Annotated in this window: 16 protein-coding genes; 9 read left to right on the top strand and 7 right to left on the bottom strand. The window is 60.8% G+C overall.

Features of this window, described 5'->3' with window-relative positions:
* Positions 1–167: 167 nt before the first annotated feature.
* A complete protein-coding gene (asnB, locus tag NKH01_RS17235) occupies positions 168–2,093 on the top strand; it encodes an asparagine synthase (glutamine-hydrolyzing) (protein ID WP_353021343.1) in 1,926 nt (641 codons plus the stop codon).
* Here the strand turns inward: asnB and NKH01_RS17230 are convergent.
* Complete coding sequence (locus tag NKH01_RS17230; RefSeq protein ID WP_352844703.1) at positions 2,067–3,185, bottom strand: glycosyltransferase family 4 protein; 1,119 nt, start codon at positions 3,183–3,185, stop codon at positions 2,067–2,069. The two genes, asnB and NKH01_RS17230, sit on opposite strands and share 27 nt — an antisense overlap.
* A 169-nt stretch (positions 3,186–3,354) precedes the next feature.
* Here NKH01_RS17230 and NKH01_RS17225 point away from each other — a divergent pair, with 169 nt between their 5' ends.
* Together NKH01_RS17225 and NKH01_RS17220 are read left to right on the top strand one after the other, a co-directional pair.
* Complete coding sequence (locus NKH01_RS17225; RefSeq protein WP_023720692.1) at positions 3,355–4,794, top strand: lipopolysaccharide biosynthesis protein; 1,440 nt, start codon at positions 3,355–3,357, stop codon at positions 4,792–4,794.
* Positions 4,795–4,917: 123 nt separating this feature from the next.
* Positions 4,918–6,120, top strand: a complete 1,203-nt coding sequence (locus NKH01_RS17220; RefSeq protein WP_031194491.1) for a helix-turn-helix transcriptional regulator — start codon at positions 4,918–4,920, stop codon at positions 6,118–6,120.
* Between the two features lie 48 nt (positions 6,121–6,168).
* On the opposite strand, the gene NKH01_RS17215 is transcribed toward NKH01_RS17220, so the two are convergent.
* The 4 genes from NKH01_RS17215 to wecB all read right to left on the bottom strand — a co-directional run bounded on the left by NKH01_RS17215 (position 6,169) and on the right by wecB (position 10,128).
* The gene (locus NKH01_RS17215; protein ID WP_156948150.1) at positions 6,169–6,603 is read right to left on the bottom strand and encodes a peptidase inhibitor family I36 protein; all 435 of its coding nucleotides are present in this window, start codon (positions 6,601–6,603) and stop codon (positions 6,169–6,171) included.
* A gap of 246 nt (positions 6,604–6,849) precedes the next feature.
* Entirely contained in the window at positions 6,850–7,653 is an 804-nt protein-coding gene (locus tag NKH01_RS17210; protein ID WP_023720694.1) for a WecB/TagA/CpsF family glycosyltransferase, read from the bottom strand.
* Positions 7,650–8,981, bottom strand: coding sequence for a UDP-N-acetyl-D-mannosamine dehydrogenase (wecC, locus tag NKH01_RS17205; RefSeq protein ID WP_353021340.1), 1,332 nt, complete (start codon positions 8,979–8,981; stop codon positions 7,650–7,652). Before wecC ends, NKH01_RS17210 begins: the two co-directional genes overlap by 4 nt.
* On the bottom strand, positions 8,974–10,128 hold the full coding sequence (gene wecB, locus NKH01_RS17200; RefSeq protein ID WP_352484050.1) for a non-hydrolyzing UDP-N-acetylglucosamine 2-epimerase: 1,155 nt from the start codon (positions 10,126–10,128) through the stop codon (positions 8,974–8,976). The genes wecC and wecB overlap by 8 nt, the downstream gene beginning before the upstream one ends.
* Positions 10,129–10,464: 336 nt before the next feature.
* On the opposite strand from wecB, the gene NKH01_RS17195 reads away from it, so the two are divergent.
* Entirely contained in the window at positions 10,465–11,772 is a 1,308-nt protein-coding gene (locus NKH01_RS17195) for a glucosamine inositolphosphorylceramide transferase family protein (protein ID WP_353021338.1), read from the top strand.
* 19 nt (positions 11,773–11,791) lie between these two features.
* Here NKH01_RS17195 and NKH01_RS17190 read toward each other — a convergent pair whose 3' ends face one another.
* Together NKH01_RS17190 and NKH01_RS17185 are read right to left on the bottom strand one after the other, a co-directional pair.
* A complete protein-coding gene (locus NKH01_RS17190; protein ID WP_023720699.1) occupies positions 11,792–13,102 on the bottom strand; it encodes a VpsF family polysaccharide biosynthesis protein in 1,311 nt (436 codons plus the stop codon).
* A 155-nt stretch (positions 13,103–13,257) separates the two neighbouring features.
* Positions 13,258–14,325, bottom strand: a complete 1,068-nt coding sequence (locus NKH01_RS17185) for an acyltransferase family protein (RefSeq protein ID WP_023720700.1) — start codon at positions 14,323–14,325, stop codon at positions 13,258–13,260.
* Positions 14,326–14,650: 325 nt separating this feature from the next.
* Between NKH01_RS17185 and NKH01_RS17180 the strand changes: the two genes are divergently transcribed.
* From NKH01_RS17180 to NKH01_RS17160, 5 genes are all read left to right on the top strand, one after another.
* On the top strand, positions 14,651–16,201 hold the full coding sequence (locus tag NKH01_RS17180; RefSeq protein ID WP_352484053.1) for a GumC family protein: 1,551 nt from the start codon (positions 14,651–14,653) through the stop codon (positions 16,199–16,201).
* 8 nt (positions 16,202–16,209) lie between these two features.
* Entirely contained in the window at positions 16,210–17,316 is a 1,107-nt protein-coding gene (locus NKH01_RS17175) for a glycosyltransferase (protein WP_353021335.1), read from the top strand.
* 258 nt (positions 17,317–17,574) lie between these two features.
* A complete protein-coding gene (locus NKH01_RS17170; protein ID WP_352484067.1) occupies positions 17,575–18,573 on the top strand; it encodes a LacI family DNA-binding transcriptional regulator in 999 nt (332 codons plus the stop codon).
* Positions 18,570–20,087: a sugar ABC transporter ATP-binding protein gene (locus NKH01_RS17165; RefSeq protein ID WP_352484055.1), complete on the top strand. Its 1,518-nt coding sequence runs from the start codon at positions 18,570–18,572 to the stop codon at positions 20,085–20,087. Before NKH01_RS17170 ends, NKH01_RS17165 begins: the two co-directional genes overlap by 4 nt.
* Complete coding sequence (locus tag NKH01_RS17160) at positions 20,087–21,139, top strand: ABC transporter permease (protein ID WP_352484056.1); 1,053 nt, start codon at positions 20,087–20,089, stop codon at positions 21,137–21,139. Before NKH01_RS17165 ends, NKH01_RS17160 begins: the two co-directional genes overlap by 1 nt.
* The last annotated feature ends 45 nt before the right edge of the window (positions 21,140–21,184 follow it).

Raw genomic sequence — 21,184 nt, 5'->3', positions numbered from 1 at the left:
TCAGTTCTCGTCGCGGATGAGCAGCCGTCAACTTCGATCCTCTCAACGCCAGGTTGGATCGAGAACGGCCTGTGGCAGTTTTTCCCTCGCGGCTCGATCTGTTAGCCACGAAGTGTTTAATACATTTGTTGTACTGGAGTGAGGAATACGCGCGCCTAGGGGGAACAATGTGTGGAATTGCCGGGTGGATCGGCCGAAGGGCCGAGAATCCACAAGAGCGGGCCGCCAGAATGTCAAATGCATTGCGGCATCGCGGTCCCGATGCCGAAGGCATCGAGTTCTTGGACTTGAATACTGGCGAGGAACAATTGGCATTGGTCCATCGCCGCCTGGCGATTATTGACTTAGCGCCAGAGTCAAATCAGCCGATGCATATCGAGGACGGCCATCTCAGAATAATTTTCAACGGCGAAATATACAACTATATCGAGCTGCGCCAGGAACTGATCGGCCTCGGCCATCATTTTCGAACGCGCTCCGATACCGAGGTGCTGCTCAGAGCTTATGATCAGTGGCAGTTGTCCATGTTCGACCGGTTGAGCGGCATGTTCGCTTTTGCGCTCTGGGATGCTCAGAGGCACGAATTGATCCTCGCCCGTGATCCGTTCGGCAAAAAGCCCCTTTACCTCATGCAAAGCGAAAAACTGCTGTCCTTTGCCTCAGAGATCAACGCGTTGTTGTCATCGCAGCCAAATGCGCAGCAACTCGATTTGGACGCTGTGCACGAGTACCTGCGCTGGCGTTACGTGCCTGGACCGCGCACGCTTTTTAAACAAATCCGCAAGCTCAACCCCGGAAGCTATGCCGTTTGGTCGCAAGGGACTGTGACGGAAACGCGCTATTATACGCCTCCAGATCAAACGGACCTGACCGAGGACATCGACCACGAAACCGCCAAGCGACGATTTCTGGAACTGCTCGACCATTCCGTCGAGATCAGAATGCGCAGCGATGCACCTTTCGGCGCCTTTCTCTCCGGAGGCCTCGACTCGTCAGCAATCGTCGCCCTGATGACCAAGCACAGCGACAAGCCCATCCGCACATTTTCGGTCGGTTTCAGCGAACCGGCCTATAGTGAACTTCCATTCGCCCGACGCGTCGCCGATCATTTCAAGACCGATCATTGCGAACTGGTCATAGAAGCGGACGACCTGATTGACCACCTGCCGAAGTTGATTCGCCATCTGGGGGCGCCCGTTTCACAAAGTTCGGACATTCCGATTTACCTGATGTCGGAGCGAGCCTCACAGGACGTCAAGATGGTGCTCACAGGTGAAGGGGCAGACGAGGTTCTCGGCGGGTATCCCAAACATCGCGCAGAGTCACTGGCTGGAATCTACCGGTCGCTCGTTCCAGCCTTGCTCCACAACAACCTCCTCGCCCCTTTGATACGTGCCATGCCTGGCGCATCGGCCAAGTTCGATACATTTGCCCGAAGCGCGGGTGAAAGGGACTTTGCCACCCGGATGATCTCCTGGTTTGGAGCCATGACAGAGCAGGAACACAGTCGCCTCATCAGTGCGCCGGCCAATTGCCGCAATGGACGCAACAACTTACCGTTTTCCTCAAGCGCGACAGCATCCCATCTTCGCCGCGCGCTATTTTTCGATCAGACATCGTGGTTGCCCGACAATCTCCTGGAACGAGGCGACCGGATGATGATGGCCGGTTCAATCGAAGGAAGAATGCCGTTCCTCGATCGCGATCTGGTTGCGTTCGTCAGCAAATTGCCCGATCGCTACAAGGTGGGTTGGCGGAAGGGTAAGCTGATCTTGCGCAGCAGCATGGCCAACATACTTCCGGAGGAAATTCTCAACCGCCGCAAGATCGGATTCAAGGTGCCCGTCGCCGAATGGTTTCGGGGGTCGATGAGGAACTACGTGCACGACCACCTTTGCTCGCCTAACTCCGTCATTCGCAGCTATTTGAGCCCGAAACAGCTTGATCAAATCGTCTCGGAACACACCACGGGTGCCGCAGACCACGAAAAGCTGATATGGGCGCTGTTGAATTTGGAGATATTCCACCGCGAATTCGGGCTTGAGGCGCCGCCGCGATCATCAGCCTCAGCGCTTGACCGGTTGACGGCTTGACGCCGCCGACCGCCAGACATCGCAGATTGCGCCGACAAACGGGGCGAGTTCAAGCCGTTCCCGATGCACGGCCATGGCACCGGCACCAAGCCTCGCCCTCAGTGCTGGGCTCTCCACGAGGCGGCCCAGCGCGTCGGTCAACGCAGTAACATCGCCTGGCGGCACCAGCAGCCCGGATTGCCCGTCGGTAATTATGTCTTCGACCGCGCCAACCGGGGTTGCCACCACCGCCAAACCGGCTGCCATCCCTTCGATCACCGACATAGGCAGGTTTTCGGCGAAGGAGGGAAGAACCAGAATATCCGCGAAAGAGATCAGCGACGCGACATCGTCGGGTCCCACCCAACCCGGAAAGGCGATCCGGTCTGCGATCCCCAGCCCGGCCGATTTTGCCCGTGCCGCATCGATTTCGCCATCGCCGGCAATCGTGGCGCGCCAGTTCTTGACGGGGTTCATGCGATGCAGCGCGTCCAACAATTGCGGTACGCCCTTGCGGTCGCCGATACGACCCAGGAACAGGATATGCACGTGGCCGCCGCCACCGACATGCGCCAGCGACGGGACTTCGGTCGCATTGGGCACGATCACGATATTGCCGGCAGCGCCTGGCGCCCGGTTGGCGACGAAATCGCGCCAAAGCCTGCCCAAAACGATCACCCGATCGGCATGCTCGAACAGAGCTTTGATACGGCGGCTTATGAACCCGTGATCGTCTTTCCAGAATGTCTGATACTGCGCCCCGTGCAAATGCAGGACATAGGGTATCGACAGCAGCCGTGCGCAGGCGGCGATCACCATCTTGCGATAGGTGCTGCCGGAGACTGAGATGTTGATATGAACGACATCGGCGCGTCCAGCCAGACGCGCTTTAAGCATCCGTAAGCAAAAGCCGAGCATATAGAAGATCGAAAGTCCGACATGCCCCGAGCCACGACTGGCAAGGAAGCGCACATCGATGTCGGTGACTTCTTGCCGTTCGAACTCCTGCTTCAGCGCCCCCATGATGCGGTCGATGCCGCCCTGGCCCGAAACGCCCGACGGCGTCGCGACCAGGACATGTATTTTTCGATCGGATATGAGGCGCTGCAACATGATGGTACTCTAAATAACACAGACCGGGTAACTGCAAAGCAAACGTTCCCGATAAGGTTTACGGCAAATCTTTTAGTTCAAACTGAATCTGTTCACCCTTCGCCGTCATCGCGCTGGATTTTCCGCCAGTCGGCGGCTAGTCGAAGGTGAATTTTCCAGGGACACGCCTTTGCTGCTCCGTTCCACGCTCATTTATGCTCCGGCGATCCTGCTGACGCGAATCTCGGCGTTGCTCCTGCTGGTCGTCGTGACGCGTTTGATCGACCAGACCGAGTATGGCCTGCTCACTCTGGTGGTGACCGTCGGCGAAATGACCGACATTGCCGTCACCAACTGGCTGCGCATCGCGTTGCTCAGGCTTGGCGGCAAGGGCGAAGTCAGCCGCGGCAGCCTGATGCTGGCCGGGCAGGTGTTGCTTGCCACCACGGCACTGGCGCTGGTCATATCGGTAGGCGCGTCGGCGGTGGTCGTGCCGGAACGCTGGGTCGAGTTCGCGATCGCGGTCTGCGGCTATCTCGTCGCCGGATCCATCAGCCGCTTCGCGTTGACGGTGCTGCAGATGCAGCAGCGCCACTCGGTCTATTCGATGCTCGAAGCCCTGCGTGCCCTGCTGCAACTCGCGCTGCCGATCGGCGCCATCCTTATCTTCCAGGATAGCTTTCTGACGGTATCGCTCGGCTCGAGCCTCGGCGCCTTGATTGCCGGCATCGTGGCGGGCATCATGGCATCCCGACGCGTCGTTACCGGTCCGCCGCGCTTCACCCACAGAGACTTCTTTGCGCTCGGTGTGCCGCTGATCATCATGGCGCTGGTTGGCTTCGGGCTCAACAGCGCGGAGCGTCTGTTCCTCAAGTTCTATTACGATGCCAGCGCTGTGGCGATCTTCGCCGCAGCCTATGCGCTGGCCCGCCAACCGATCGACATGGTCGCTAACGCCATCAACATGGGCGCCTTTCCCGAGGTGGTCAGCCGGTTCGACGAGGACGGGCCCGCCGCATCGGGTCGGTTGCTATCGCAGTTGATGGCCTTGATGATGCGGCTTTGCCTGCCGATTGCAGCTATGCTGGTCGCGCTCAGCAGCGATATCACTGAGCTCATGCTGCCCTCGCAATATCACGGCCGCTTCGGCCTGCTGTTTCCGATCATCGCCTTCAGCGTGCTGTGTGCCAACCTCACCAGCTTCGTCTATGGCGTCGTGGTGCACGCGCACAAACGGCCGTGGCTGCTGATCATCGCCAATCTCTTCGGCTCGGCGGCAACAATCGCATTGTCTCTGCTATTGATCCCTTCGATGGCGGAGATCGGCGCCGCTTTGGCGCTGGCGGGCGGCTCGGTGGTGGGCTCCATAACCTGCATCATCATCAGCGAACGGCTCACGCCGGTGCCGGTGCCGTGGCGCGACATTGGCGTTTCGGCAATCATCTCGCTCAGCACAGGGGTGGCCGCCAAGCTTGCCAGCATGGTGGCCGGCGATGTGCCGGCAATCTTCTCGCTTATCGCCGGCGGCACCGCCGGAGCTGCGGTTTTCTTCGGGCTGACCTCGCTATTCCACCCTGTGGCAGCGACGCAATTCCTCGCCCAGCTGCGGGCGCGGCTACGGATCGCGTAGGCGCATAAGCGATCTGTAAGCGGCTCTTTCCTAAATCTGCAAACAACATCCCGCGGCTTGCGGAAATGGAAATTTTTGGTCTTCCAAGGCTTGCCCGGCCGTTCATCGCGGAGTGGACGAAACGTGCGCAGTTCCATCGTTTCGGCAGAGAACGAGCCTGGAATTCTGGTTCAGGACTGCCAGATATTGCCGGATTACTTTCCGGCGCTGATTGGCGCCATTTACGACTGCGCGCTCGATCCCTCACGCTGGGAGCAGACGTTGGCGGAAATCACAGCGGCACTGTCAAGCGAATCCGCAATCCTCTCCCTTAACGATCTCCGCCATAACCGGCTCTTGATCGACAAGAGCGTAGGCTGGGATAGGTTTGGGCTCGAGGAAAGACAAAAGCATATTCCCGAAATCCATGCGCGGCTAGAGGAATGGTTCGCTAAGGGATGCTCGGTGAACGAGCCTTACGTGGCCTCGCGGCAGCTCTCGCCCGACTACCTGCGGAGGTCGCCATACGTCCAACGCTGCCTGAAGCCGCTCGGCATTGTCGACGTCATGCATCAATTCCTGATGCGTACCCCATCGCATTTCTCGGAACTCGTTATTGGACGCCACAAACAGCACGGCGCGATCACTGATCGGGAAATTGAGATTGGGGCACTTCTCCTCCCGCACCTGCGTCGTGCGATCACCATCAGCAATGTGCTGGACGCCCGCACTGTCGAAAGCGCGCGCATGGCCGAAGTGCTCGATACGCTCCGCTGTGGTGTAGTGCTGACCGACGACAAAGCCACCATTCTGCACGCGAATCGCGCGGCGGAGCACATGTTTGGCACCGGAGCGGCGGTGCAAGGCACACGAGGTGTCCTCAGCGCGAAATCGTCGGCGGCAGCGCATGAGCTGCGCAAGGCGATCCGCGTTGCAGCCAACAACGAAGTCATGCTCGGCAAGGCCGGCCTTGCCGTCCGCTTAACCGAACCCGAAGCGCGGCCAATCTTCGCCCATGTTCTGCCGATGAATGGCAGCCAGCAGCGTGCAAGGCTGCAGCCTCAGGCGGCGGCGGCTATATTCATTGGGGCGCCGATCCGGGCAGCCTTTGACGTGCCGCCTGGCGAAACAAAAGAGAACATGCGCCGCCAGTTTGGATTGACCAAAGCCGAGGCCGATGTGGCCGCGGAAGTTCTTAAGGGAGGCGGGCGTGATGCAGTGGCTGCCCAGCTTGGTGTCTCAGTGACGACTGTTCGGACGCATCTCACCCACATTTTTGAGAAAACCGGCGTGCGCCGCCAGGCGGAGCTGGTCAGCATCCTGCTGAGCGGCGAAGGGCACGGCTGAGGAAGACCCCGGCCGTTATCCCCGAAGTAAGTCTGACTGATGTTTCACTCAGTCGCACTGGCACTTCCATGACGAGATCTGATCGTTCCACAGGTCGCCGACATAACGGTAGCTGCCGCGAAACACTTTGCTGTCTCCTTGATAGTCCCGATGCTGATAGGCGCGAATGCCGCAACCGTTCCTCATTCTGAAAGACGAGATCTTATCGTTCCAACCGCCACCTACATACCTCCAACCCCTCCCGGCGTTTTGAGTAATGGTTGCGCCACCGAAATCCCGGTGTTCATAACCAATGCAGTCGTGCCTTCTTGGCCCGCCTGGCTCTGGCGCCCCCGCAGCTTGCGCATCAAGAACGTTTGAGGTGGTGAGTCCGAGGCCTGTGAGAACAAGGACAACATGCAGTTTTGAAACCATGACCGATATCCTTTCTGTTTTCGCCATTGGTTGGCGAACATCCGTCTCATGGATCGGTTCTTTGCGCATCGGACGTTCGTTCTACGCTTGTCGGTCATGAGATGAATGATGCAACCGCAGCCGACAGGCCAGGAACGCTCCTGAGAACGCCCAACTCGGCGTGCTCGGTTACCTTGGAAATGCATATCGCGTTCGAGACGGGCGTCGTCCCATCGTGAAGCATCAGTTGACCAGCGGCAAGCACTGGATCAGCGCCTCAGGCTCGTGAGCGCGAAACTCAATCTCAGGCAAAAGTTTGGTCGAGGCAGCCGGATCTCATAAACCGGCGTTTCGGCGCCAGCGACGCTCCCAGAACTCCCGGCACAGCAGCCCGGCATAGGCAGTGTTGGTGTCGTAGTAGCGGCGCCACAAGCGTCGCGGCTCCTGGACCACGCGGAACAGCCACTCCAGGCCGGCTGCTTGTATCAGCCTCGGCGCACGGGCAACCTTGCCGCCATAGACATCGAAACTGCCGCCCACGCCCATCACGAAGCTTGCGGCGAGTTCGTCGCGGTAGCGCTTGAGAAATCGCTCCTTACGCGGTGTCGGCATGGCCACCAGCAGGCAGTCGGCGCCCGACGCGTTGATCGCCGCAACGATCCCGGCCTCATCCTCCGGCTTGAAATAGCCGTTGCGCATCCCCGCTATGACCAGGCTCGGATGGTCCTTGGCAAGTCTCGCTACAACCGCGTCGAGAACGTGCTGTTCGGCCCCCAGCAGATAGGGCCTGAACCCACGCTTCGCGCAGAGGCTCAGCAGATTGATCATGATGTCGACGCCCGCCACCCGCTCGGGCAGCGCGACGCCACACAGACGTGCGCCCCAAAGCACGCCGATCCCGTCGACATTGACCACGTCCGCCCCTGCAACATCCTCGCGCAGTTCGGCATTCTGGCGCATGGTCACCAGCTTGGCGACATTCACGACCACATGATGCAGCGGCCGCCGCACGGTCATCGCCTCGTCGGCGATGGCCAGCGTCTCGGCCATGGTCAGCGCATGGATCGGTGCGCCAAGGAACTCCCGGCGCCGTGATGCCAACAGGGAATGCTGCGCCCAAGCCGGGTCGTGCGCGTTCATGCAGCCTGCTCCCTTGCGAGCGTCACTTGTGCGACTTCTGGTTTCTTGCCTTCGATACGGGCGTCGGGCTTGCGTGCCTTGCGCCAGGTCCATAGGCCCCTTGTATCGACGAGCTTCTTGTCCTTAAGCGCTTCGGGGTCGACCAGATTGAACTGCCGATGGTCGACCAGGAGGACGACGATATCGGACTTGTCGATGGCCGAAAGTGCGTCGGTGAACACGATGCCCCTGCCCTCGAGTTCATGCGGCAGCGCATTTGTGTTGGGTTCAGCCGCAATGATCTTCACATTGGGGTTATCGGACAGAAGCTTCACCACCTCGACGGCCGGGCTCTCGCGCAAATCGTCGATATTGGCTTTGAAGCTGAGGCCAAGACAGGCGATCGTTTGCTTGCGGGAGGGGTCGAGCAAGGCCTCGATATCCCTGACCACCGACATGGGCCGCTCGGAATTGATCCGGCGTGCGGAAGCCATCAGCCGCGTGCTGTTGGGTGCGGCGTCGATGATAAAATATGGATCGACCGCAATGCAGTGACCGCCAACGCCCGGGCTCGGCTGGAGGATGTTCACGCGAGGGTGCCGATTGGCGAGATCGATCACTTCCCAGACATTGAGCGACAGGTCCTGACACACTGCGGCAAGCTCATTGGCGAAGGCGATGTTGACGTCGCGGAACGCGTTCTCGGTAAGTTTCACCAGCTCAGCGCTTTCGGCCGTCGTCATGAACAGGTCGCCGGTGACGAAGCTTGAATAGAGTGCCGCGGTCCGTTCCGACGATTTGCGGGACAATCCGCCGATCGAGCGATCGTTATTGATCAGCTCGGTCAGCACCTTTCCCGGCAGCACGCGCTCGGGCGAATAGGCGACCAGCACATCGGCGTCTTCGCCATGCAGGACAGGAAATTTGAGGTCAGGCCGCAACTCGGCAAGCAGCCCGTTCATGATGCGTGTCGTGCCGACCGGCGATGTCGATTCCAACACAACAAGGTCTCCCCGCTTCAGCACCGGGGCGATGCTTCGTGCCGCCGCCAGCACGTAGGTCACGTCCGGCCTATGGTCGTGGGTCATCGGGGTCGGCACGGCGATGATATACGCATCCGCCGGCTGCGGCGTGCTGTAGGCCTTGAGCTTGCCGTTCGCCACGACCTTCTGGATCAGGCCGTCAAGGTCCGGCTCGACGATGTGGATTTCGCCGCGATTGACTTTCTCGACGACCGCTCCGTTCACATCGACGCCAATGACGTCGAGCCCTCGGCTGGCGAAAATGGCGCAGGTCGGCAGGCCGATATAGCCCATGCCGATTACGGAAACGGTTTTGATTTCAGCCATGATGCAGCAGTTCCTCAACAATCCGGTTACTGGCCCGGCCATCGCCATATGGGTTGTGTCGTTCCGCCATGCCGCGATAGGCAGCCTGATCGTCGAGCAGGCGATTGGCGTTGAACAGGATTTTCTCGACATCGGTGCCGACGAGGCGGGCGGTGCCGGCCACGATCCCCTCGGGTCGCTCGGTATTCTCGCGCATCACCAGCACCGGCTTGCCGAGCGAAGGCGCTTCTTCCTGCACGCCGCCGCTATCGGTAAGCACCAGATAGCTCTGCTTCTGCAGATACAGGAACGGCAGATAGTCCTGCGGCTCGACCAGATGGATGTTCGGCACGCCTTCCAGCTCTGCGTTGACCACCGAGCGCACATTGGGGTTTGGATGGACAGGGTAGACGATCTGCACGTCTCCGCGCGCCGCCAATCCTTTCAACGCCGTACAGATGCGCTGGATGCCGCCGTCGAAATTCTCGCGGCGATGGCCGGTGACGAGGATCATTTTCTTCGTAGGGTCGAGGAAGGGGAAACGGGCGGCGAGCTTCGCGTTCATCAACCTGTCGGCATCGATCGCGCTTGAAAAATGCAACAGCGTGTCGATCACGGTGTTACCGGTCACGAAGATAGTGCTTTCGGCTTTTCCTTCGGCGATGAGGTTGTCGCGCGCCTGAACGGTCGGCGCAAAATGCCAGGTGGCGATGTCGCCGGCAATCTTGCGATTCAGTTCTTCAGGAAACGGCGAGTTGATGTTGTGGCTGCGCAATCCTGCTTCGACATGAGCGACCGGGATGCGCTTGTAGAAGGCAGCCAGAGCCGCGGCCATCGCCGTGGTGGTGTCGCCCTGTACCATGACGATATCGGGCTTCGCCTTGTCCAGCACCTCGGCCATGCCCAAGAGCACGCGCGAGGTCACGTCGAACAGCGACTGGCCGGGTTGCATGATGTTGAGATCGTGATGCACCGGCAGGCCGGTCAGTTCGACAACCTGGTCGACCATCTCGCGATGCTGGGCGGTGATGCATATTTCGGTGATGAAGCCTGGATGAGCAAGGGCGGCGCGCGCCACCGGAAAGCATTTGAGCGCCTCCGGCCTCGTGCCGAACACGATCAGCAGTTTCCGCCTGGACGGCAGTTTTGGACGTGAAAGGACGTTCATTGCTGATCCTGGCCGCCTGCAGCACTCGAAACATGCCGACTATTGTCCGCAACAGCCATAATAGCGCCGGAAAACGCCTTCGTGATCTCAATTCTTAATATATGATTAACAACCAAGGCCGCGTTCTCCCGGGTTAACTCTTGTGAAAGGTCGGGCTGACAAATAGTCTATGGTAGTAGTCTTGAAAAAGAATATATTGGATTGACTAATATTTTAATCATCGGCCACGCCGACGCATCCCGGCGCTGGGAAAATGAGCTTCTGGTGCGGTTGAGCGCGGCTGGACACGTTGTCTCGAGTTGCCGCGCGCCGACGCCTGAAGCCAACGCGCGCGGGATGGATAATGTGCTGGCGCTCGAGGGCCGGCGCTTCGGCCCCTCACTGGCAAGCCGTTCCGAGCCGTTGCCGTCCGGCGATACCGGCCCCGCCGACCTTATAGTCGATCTCACCGCTACCGCCGCACGACGGGGCACGCCTGTCCTGACGCTCGAATTTTGTGGCCGCAGCAGCTTTGCCGCGGGCATGACCGAGATACTGGCGAGCGGGCGGCTACCCGAACTCACCGCCCGCCTCGACGGCGTTGCCATCGCCAGGGCGCGGCCGATGATCAGCGATCGGCTCTGGCTGTCCCGCAGCAGCAACGACCTGCTCGCCGGCGCCATCTCCCTGATTGCCCAATGTGTCGCCCGCTTTTCCACGGGCAAACTTGCGCCGATTGCCGAGAGCCCGGCGCCACCCCTGCAGAAAGGCGGATTTATCCGGCACTATCTGCCCTTTTTCGGCAGGGGATTGGTCGACCGTGCCGTGCAAAAACTGCGACGTGGCCGGCGCCCCTTCTATTGGCAGGTTGCTTACCGGCTGATCGACGGTCCAGGCGTCGCCGAAACCGGACAGCTGGATGGCAAGCCGTTCACCGTGCTTGCCGATGACGGGCAGCGATTCTACGCCGATCCGTTCGTTCTCGAACGCGACGGCCGCCACTATCTTTTTGTCGAGGAGTTCCCCTACGCCACCGGCCGCGGCGTGATTTCCGTCGCTGAACTTGGCGACGACGGCGTTTTCGGCGTGCCGAGGTTGGTGCTGGAGGAAGCGCATCACCTGTCATATCCGCAGGTGTTCGCCCACTCCGGCGAAATTTTCATGATTCCTGAAAGCGCTACGGCACGCGAACTGGTGCTCTACCGTGCCGTGCAGTTTCCGGATCGCTGGGTACGCGATACGGTGCTGATCGCGGACAGGGATTTCAACGACGCCACGCTGCTAGAATCCGACGGCCGCTTCTGGTTGCTGGGGACGGAGCGGTTCGGTCACGGCAGCGCGTCGGACACGATGACCGTCTATTCCGCCACGGCGCTGCGTGGGCCTTGGGTAGCGCATGCGCTCAATCCCGTCGCCGTCGATCACTCGGCCACTCGGCCGGGCGGCGCTTTCATCCGTCAGGGCGACGCCTTGCTGCTGCCGGTGCAAAACGGCTCGAGAGCCTATGGCGGTGGCCTGGGGTTGATGCGGCTGGATCGGCTTAATGATTTCGACGTCCGTTTTGAACTGCCCCGCCCAATCGATCCGGGGCCGGCATGGGCGCGGGCGGGTATCCACACGCTCAATCGCGCCGGCGATGTCGAGGTCGTGGATAGCGCCGGCTGACCGGATCCGAGGTCCGTGCTTAACGAGACCCGGCCGGGTTTGGGTGGGATGCAGCGGCCGAAGGCATGCTCTCGAGCTGGCCTCTATCGGGCTGCTTCCTATAGGCAAGCAGCAACACCACGATAATCGCGATTTCAGGCGATTTTGATGAGAGCGCGTTGTTCGACAGCGCAGCAAGCAGGAAGGTGATGATGCCTATCCATGCGGGCAGCGGCGCCCCGCGCAGCAGCCGAAAAACGAACCAGAATATCAGCACCGTAAAGAGCACGGCTATGGGCAGGCCGAAGAGCATGACGATGACCACCGGCGCGCTCTCGATGAACGGCAGATGCAGCTTCTCGTTGACGATCGCCAGGAGTTCGTCGCCGTTCATGCCAAACAGGATGTCTTTCCAGCTGACAAGTCCGAACACCTGGTAGATCGTCACCCGCGCCATAAAATTTTGGTCGAAAATGGTGTTGCTGAACCGGTTCAGCAGACCGCCAGCAAACAGCATCGCAACAAGCACCGCGCCGCCTGTCATAGTGAACATCAGCACGACAAATTTGGCCTGCCGCTCATACTTGAGCGACAGGCCCGGCCAAGGCACGAACAGCAGCAGAATGAGGATTTCTCCGGCAGCGAGCAGAAGCGCGGCGCGAGCGCCCGATGCAGCACAACCGACGACCAATACGAAAATCGCCACCACCCGCACCCATATGCGCCAGCGCGTCAGCGGTACGAATCCGATGACTGTGGCGCAGAGCGCGCCTAGTGACAGCGGATGGGCCGCTAGGCCGATCGGCCTGAACTGCAGTTCGTTGATGCCGTAAGGCAGGAATCGATGTTGAGTCACCGCTTCGATAGTGCCGATCACGGCGCTCAGGATGGCCATTCCAAGCACTACGTCGCCCAGCGCCCGCCGCGACTCCGCGTTTAATGCCAGCATCAACAGGCCTGTGGCGCCGGCCACCAGATAGGTATCGATGATGAACCCGGAGGAGCCCGCACGGCCGGTAATGAACAGATAAGGCACCAGCGCGAACATCAGCACCGAATAGCGCATCAACGCCTTGAATATTCCAATTTCGTCGCCCTGCAGCAGAAACGGTCGGCTGAAAAGAACGACAGCAAGCAGCAGGAAGATCGCGTAAGTGCCGAAATGCAGCTTCTCGTAGAACGAGCCTCCCTGGGCCGTATAGTCGACGACCATGTTCATCACCTGCGGCGACACCGTAAAGCGCAGCAGGAACGCGAATGCGGCGCATAGGAAAAACAGCAGCGACAACGCGTTTTGACGGCGCGCCTGGCTGGACAACAATCGTTCCGATGCGGCAGCAGGATAGCTCATGGCCCATCCAAGTGAAGGTATTCAAACGGCATTCCGGCCACGAGATCCATTCAAGAGACTGCCGAACGGATGCGGCGTGTGTGTTGTCAAAATATGCCGGGCCATGCGTTTGCCACAACCGTTAAGTTCGATGCCCGGACGTTTGCACGGTCTCCTTATTTGTTCCCCGTGGCAGCGTAAGGAAGCGATGTGGCTCTAACCTTCCTTCTGCCGTTCAGAATGAGAAGAATCGGCTTCTCGATCATCTGGTGGATCACCAGGCTGGCTATGCAGGCAGTCACGATGCTGACCACCGAGACCAGCAACACTGTTGCCGGATGGTCGTAGCCGATGGTGCGCCTGGCCAGGTAGGCTACGGCGCCGATCACGAAGATATGCGACAGGTAAAGCGCGTAGGAGGCGTTGCCGAGCTCTTCGAGCAGGCTCCAGTGCTTCAGTTTCGGTTCCAGAATGAGGCCAAGGTGAAGCAGGCTGGCGGCCCACATTACCTGCCCCGCGAAGCTGATCTGGCTCATCAGCGGCGTGCCGTCATCGACGAATGCAAGCAACACGCCTGCAGCGGCCATAGGGCCGAGTAGCCAGACATGGCGTGTGTCGGAAGCAAAGCCGCCGTCCAGATAGCGCCGGCCTATCCACATGCCGACGACGAAGGCCACCGGCGAAGCGTTCAGATAGAACTGGAGAACAGGGTTGGTGGGAGCTATCAACAGCCCGGCCAGCCACATCGCAATGAAAAAGACCGTCAACACAAATGCGCGCGCGGTCACCGATAGGAATGCGAGCACCGCGAATGCGATATAGAAATAGGCCTCATAATTGAGCGTCCAGCCGAGTGACAAAATTGGGCTGACGCCATCTCGTTCGGGCGCTTGGTGGACAACGAAGAACAGCGACTGGAGATAATGGGGCCACGTAAAGACGGTCTTCTGGAAGAGACTTGGTGCAAGAGCTGCCAGAAGTGCGGCGACGCTTGTGAAAAGCCAGTAGAGGGGGATGATCCGGATCGCTCGGCGTTTCAGGAAGGTTGGAGCAGAGAAGGGACCGCTCCCCGTAATATAGACCATTATGAATCCGCTAATGACGAAGAACAGAATGACACCAAGGCGGCCCGCAGTCACGATAATCGGATTATCTATGCCGATCTGGTAGGAAAACGCGTGCGCGAACAGAACCAACAAAGCGGCGCAGGCGCGAAGATACTGGACCGAATAGAATTTCGTCACGTTCCTCTCCTGCAATTGCAGGCGACTGACGCCATCCTGCAGGTCGCGGTCAGTGCTTCAGATGTCATTCAAAAGGCATTGCCATCTTTTCAATACAACCGCGCCGTTAAGTGCGCGTTACCGATTTCATGAAAATCACTCACCGGTTGCGGACGCAAATCGGGCGACGGCAAGAATGCGCGCCAAATTCTGGGCAACGAATCCCTTCAACGTCCGCCGGACGGAAGGGGGGATGAACGGCAAAATGGGCCAGCTTGGAAAATAAGATATTAACGATGTTTCTGTAGAGCAGGCCAAGCGTAACGATTTAACAAGGGTTGTCACCATGTCTGCCGGTTCCGGCACACCCCCCATCTCCGCGACGGCTTCCAATAACAGTGCGTTCGAGCGTATCGCCAATGCGCGGCGCAGGGCGATGCTGCAACAGCATGACCCAGTCGCGGCGCGCAGCTCCGCACCGGTGACGCCGCAACCATCCGAGCCTGTCGCGACGGTGACCCTGGACAAGATCGGCGATTTCCTCGAGCTCGATTTTCGACGCCTGTTCGTCTGGCTGCGGGCCGGTCTCGCCCTGGCGTTCATGCTGGCGGTAATCGGCGGCATTGTCGGCGGCGCCTATGCATTGCTGAGCAAGCAGCGTTACACCGTCACGACAGAGGTACTCATCAACCCCTCCAATTTGCAGGTTGTGGAAAACGACCTCTACTCACAACCGGGCCAGGTCGATAGCCAGCTGCTCAACACACGCAGCAAGCAGCGCATCTTGACCTCGGGCAACGTGCTTTCCCGTGTGGTGGACGAACTGAATCTGACTCACGATCCAGAGTTTTTCGATCCAGACCGGAGCACGTCTACGTCTGGCGCGGTGGCGAAGCCCGACCCGAAGCTTATCGCCTTGAAGAACCTGGCGGACCGGGTAAACGCCGCTGCGGACCCAACCTCGTTTGTCACAACCCTCTCGGTATCCGCTGAAACCACTGCCAAAGCGATCCTGATCTCGCAGGCCATAGTCAAAAACTTCCAGGAAGAACTGGCCAAGGCCGAAGCTGCCGGTGCCGGCCGTGCCGCGGCTGCCCTCGACAGCCGGCTTGGCCAACTCAAGAGCGACGTCCAGGCAGCCGAAGAGAAGGTCGAGAGCTACAGGCGCAGCCACAACCTGTCCTCCAGCAATGGCCAGCTCGTCAGTTCGCAGACGATGACGCAGCTCAACGGCGAAATCGTCGATGCGCAATCGCGCGTGATCGCCGCGCAGGCAAGCTACGACGCCCTGGTTGCCTCCGGTATAAATGGGGCCAATCCCGACCCCACGGTTTCGGAAGCGCTCGCGGCGCTGCGCGACAGGTCAAACAGCCTGCGACAGCAGATCGACTCACAGTCGATGACCTTCGGTCCGCGCCACCCGACGATTGTCAGGCTGAGGACGGAGCTCGAGACCGTCAACTCGCAACTCCGAGCCGAGTTCTCCCGCACCGTCGGAACGGCAAAGTCCAGCCTGGACAAGGCCAGGGCCTCGTTGGCCTCTCTCAACGCCAGGATGAACGATCTGAAGAGCAACGTTTTCACCGACAGCGAGTCCGAAGTCGCCCTGCGTGAGCTTGAACGCGATGCGGCCTCGAAGAGAGCGGTCTATGAGAGCTTTCTGTCACGTGCGCGCCAAATCAGCGAGCGCGAGCAGATCGACACCACAAACGTACAGGTGATTTCGACCGCGGTGCCCCCGCCAGGGCGCTCATGGCCCCCGCGCACTGCCCTGGTGGCAGGCGCAGGAGCGTTCGCAGGCTTTGCCCTGGGCATGCTGCTGGCCATTGGCATGGGCATTATCCGCGACATGCGCCGGCCGCCGAACAGATCAGACCTTGCTGCCAGCCGAGCCTGAAGCAAGGCATGGCGAAGCGCATCGTTTTCCACATCGCCAGCCTGCGAGGCGGCGGCGCCGAGCGTGTCTTCGTCCTGATGGCAAATGAAATGGCGTCGCGTGGCCACGAGGTCACGCTTTTTACCTGGAACGCGCAAGGGCCTAACGCGGCGCTGCGCTCCGCCGCCGTGCATCTGGTCGACTTCGGCCTTCTCTTGTGCGGCGAGGGTTACGCCAAGTCGGCGACGCTAAAAGGCATCGTGCGAAGCGCAAATTTGTTCCGCCGCCTTGATCCTGATGCGGTCTATAGTGCCCCGGAATTCGCCAATCTGGTCATGGCGCTGTCACTCATGTTGGCCAGAAGCCGCGCAAAATTCTTTCCAAGCTTCCACGCCGCCGCCTCGCTGCCTGCGAGCGGCCTCGGCGCGAGGCTGGCGATCTGGCTTTCCGCGCTGGTTGCAGCGCGCGCGACCAAAGCCATCGCCGTTTCGGCGGGTGTCGGCCGTGACATCATCGCCCGCGGCTTCCCCGAATCCAAGGTCGTGGTCATCAGCAACCCGCTGCCGCCGGCTGAAGCACCGCAGGGGACTTCCTATGCCTGGCAGGCAAAATTGGCAGCGATGGGATATGGCCCGGTCATCGCCACCGCCGGGCGCCTGGTGCCGGTCAAGGACCACCGGACTTTGCTGCGGGCCTTCGCTGCCCTGCGCGCCGGCCGCCCTGCCCGGCTTGTCATCTTCGGCGAAGGTCCGCTGGCTGCCGAATTGCACGCCTATGCCGAAGAGACCGGCATAGGCGGGGAAGTGCTCTTTGCCGGCTACGTCAACGATCCGGCAGCCTGTTATGCCGCAGCCGATCTGTTCCTCCTTACATCCACCAGCGAAGGCTTTGGCAACGTGTTGGTCGAGGCCATGGCTGCCGGTGTCCCGGTAATCTCCACCGATGCTCCGCATGGCCCGCGCGAGATACTCGGTGACGGCCGTTTCGGCAGCTTGGTGCCGGTCGGTGACGCCGCAGCCCTGGCGAAGGCGATGGCCGAGATGCTGGACCACCCCACCCCTGCTGCCGTCCTGAAAAGCCGGGCGGCGGATTTCACAGTCGACAAGATTGGCGATCGGTACGAAGCCTTGCTCTAGTTGTCGCGCCCGGCCAACAGATCGCGGTGGCATCCAGCCGCAGCTGATGGCCGGCACGGAAGTCCTGGCTGATTTCGGCGCAAGCAAGTCACATCAAGCCAGAAAACCGGTTGCGCAAACGTTTCGATGGCGCTAGCTTTCGGAAAGTCACAACGGCCGCCCAGGCGGATTCAAAGATTGTGAGACTGGGAAACGCAAGATTCGAGGAGGAGCGTGCGTGCGCTTGCCCGTCACCACGTCGAGCGCGACAGCTCCGCGATGACGACGATCGTCGAGGTCGCTCGCAGGGCAGGCGTGTCGGTGTCGACCGTTTCACACGTCGTCAATCAAACCCGCTATGTCTCCCCGGCCACTGCCAGATCGGTGAGCGAGGCGATCGCTGCTCTCGGCTATATGCCCAACAGTGTCGCACGCTCGCTAAAGCTGGCCTCGACGAGCAGTGTCGGCCTGGCGATTTCGGCGATCTCAAACCCCTATTTCAGCGACATCATCTGCGCCGTCGAGACCGAGTGCGCGCGCCTTGGCCTCATGGTGTTCCTGTCGGATACGCAGGACGATCCCGACAAGGAACTGGCTGTCGTCCAGGCACTGCACCAGCGACGCGTCGACGGGATCATCCTGGCGCCCTCTGCCGCGCCGCAAGCTGCATTGCGATATCTCTCGGAACGGTCCCTGCCCTGCGTCTTGATCGACCGACTACCTGACGATCGCTTTGATCAGGTCGGTGTCGAGAATTTCGAGGCCATCCGCGCGCTGATCGACCACGTCGTGTCCTTCGGACATCGCCGCATCGGTTTTGTTGCCGGACAGCGGGGATTTGCCACCACGCTGGAGCGCATGAACGGATTTCGCGCGGCACTGGAGGCCAACGGCCTGGAGTTTGTGCCGGACTACGTCGTGACGGGAAACGCGACCACCGCCAGTGCGAGCACCGCCGCCCATGCGCTGTTGTCGCTGCTGGTGCCTCCGACTGCCCTGGTGACCGGCAACAATCTGTCGACGATAGGCGTGATGCGCGCGGTCCGTGAGCGAGGGCTCGCTGTCCCCAGGGACATATCGGTGGTCGGCTTCGACGATTTCGAATGGGCCGATTACTTCGAGCCGCGACTGACGCTGGTCGAACAGCCCTGCGAGGATTTGGGCCGGCAGGCAGCCGCGTTGCTGATTGAGCGGATTGGACTTCCAGATGGCCAACGACGCACGGTTCGCCTTGAGCCAACGCTGCGCCTGCGCGCATCCTGCGGAAGACCGGCATGACTTCGCCGCTTCTGACCATGAATGGCGTCGTTAAACGTTTCGGTGGCGTTCACGCTTTGCGCGGCGTCGATTTCGAACTGCGCGTGGGCGAGATCCATGCCCTGCTGGGCGAGAACGGCGCTGGCAAGTCGACATTGATGAACATCCTGTCCGGTGTGCACGCCCCTGACGAAGGAACGATCACGATCGATGGCGCACCGGTGCATTTTGCCAATCCGCGCGAAGCGCAGGCCGCCGGCATCGCCACGATCTTCCAGGAACTCGATCTCGTGCCTGGCCTCGATGTCGCGGCCAATCTTTTCCTCGGTCGCGAGTTGGTGAAGCCCGGCGGTTTTCTCGATGTCGCAAGGATGCGCGAAGAAGCCCGCACCCGGCTGACCGCCATCGAGTTGGACATCGATGTCGAACGGCCCGTCGGCGAACTGTCGATCGGGCATCGTCAGGTCGTGGCGATCGTCAAGGCACTGTCCTATGCATCGCGTGTCCTGATCATGGACGAGCCGACGGCGGCCCTGACGGTCAGCGAGGTGGACAGGCTCTTCACCATCATGCGCAAGCTCAGTGCCACCGGCGTGGGCATCATCTACATCTCGCATCGGCTTGAGGAGGTTCCCCAAGTTGCGGACCGGGTAACGGTGATGCGCGATGGCCGCGTGGCCGGGACGACAGCCCCGGACGCACCACAGGCCGAACTGGTCAGCCTTCTCGTCGGCCGGCCTCTGGAGGACCTTTACCCGAAACGCACACGCACCGTAGGTCGCCGGCTCCTTCATCTCAAGGACGCCCGTTTCCATCCCGCTCGAGCCAGCGCCGGCTGGCAGGTTCCCCAAAACGTTTCGCTCGACGTGCATGAGGGCGAAATTGTCGGGCTGGCGGGCGTCATGGGTGCCGGCCGTACCGAGTTGCTCAGCGCGCTCTATGGCACCGGCCTGGCAGGCCGTTGGGCCGGCACCGTCGAGGTCGACGATCGCCCGGTGCGCCTCGAGTCCATCAGAGCTGCGCGCAGGGCCGGCGTCGCCTTCGTCACCGACGACAGGCGAGGAAGCGGACTGATGCTGCGTACGACGGTCGGCCGCAACCTGGTCATGTCGGTGCTGCGACGAATCTCACCGCGCGGCTTCATGTCGATTGCACGCGAAGCAGCCGCTGTGGCGCGCTCGTTCGGCCAATTCGACATACGACCGCGCAATGCGGCCATCCCGGTCGGCGCGCTGTCGGGCGGCAACCAGCAGAAGGTGGTGCTCGCCAAGGAGATCCTCGGCAATCCGCGGCTGCTGTTGCTGGATGAACCGACGCGTGGCGTCGACGTCGGCGCCAAGGCGGAAATCTATGCCAGGCTTCGCGATCTGGCATCGCAAGGCCTCGGCATACTCGTCGCCTCGAGCGAAATGCCTGAGCTGATTGGCCTATGCGATCGCATCGTGGTTCTTCGGGAGGGCCGCAACGTGGCGGAATTCGAGCGCGGCGTCGATGAACACACGGTGCTTGCCGCCGCAACCGGAAAGGCCTCCTGATGTCCGACACCAGCACGGCGGATACCGAACTGCCGAGCGGCAAGACAGCTCAGAAGCGGCGCGATCCGCTTGCACTCATCGTCCGCTTCCAGAGCCTGATCGGCTTGGTGGTCGTCGTGATCGGCGGCATCATCTTCTCGCCGCGCCGGCACGGACAGATACTGTTCATCGCCCCGGACAACATCGCCAACATCGTACGCGCCGTGTCCGAGACCGGCATCATCGCGATCGGCATGACTTTCGTCATCATCACTGCGGGGATCGACCTCTCGGTTGGCGCTTTGCTTGGCCTGGCCAGTGTCGTCACGGCTACGATGATGATCAATGGCGGTGTTGGCCTCGTGCCGACGATTCTTGCCGTGCTTCTTGCCGGCGTGGTCTTCGGTGCCGTTCAGGGCTCGATCTCGACGCGCTTCCGCCTTGAGCCCTTCATCGTCACCCTCGCGGGCCTTCAGGCCGCGCGCGGTCTGGCCCTGGTCGTCTCGGGCAACGAGTACATCAACATCTCCTATGGCGACGGACCCGGGCTTGCCCCTCCGGTATTTGCCATTCTGGGCGAGCGCTTGTTCAACAATGTGGTGCCGGTGGCAACCATCGTCTTCATCGCTTTTGCGGCGATCGCCACAGTGGTTCTCAACACGACCCGCTTTGGCCGCTATGTCTTTGCCGTCGGCGGCAATGAGCGGGCGGCGCGCCTCTCGGGCGTTCCGGTGTCCGCCGTCAAGATCACCGTCTATGCGATCACCGGCTTCGCGGCCGCTCTCGCCGGCATCGTCCATGCAGGGCAGTTCAACTTCGGCAGTGCCAATGACGGCGCCGGTTACGAACTTACCGCCATCGCCGCGGTCGTCATCGGCGGTACCAGCCTGTTCGGTGGAGCCGGATCGATGGTCGGCACGGTCGCCGGCACGATCATGCTCGGCGCGCTCGCCAACGTCCTGCAACTCAACAACATCACACCCGCCCTGCAATTGCTCGCGACAGCCGCGATCATCATCCTGGCGGCGGTTCTTCAGTCCCTCGTCCGTCGCCGCGAAGGTCTGGTCCGTTAAGTGGGCGACATTGGAAGACCCCTGAACGCCAGCTTACCCGGCGTC

Origin of the sequence: Mesorhizobium sp. M1403 (assembly GCF_040317695.1) — a bacterium.
In the GTDB taxonomy this organism is placed as follows: domain Bacteria; phylum Pseudomonadota; class Alphaproteobacteria; order Rhizobiales; family Rhizobiaceae; genus Mesorhizobium.
This window is presented reverse-complemented; position numbering and strand designations above follow the sequence as displayed.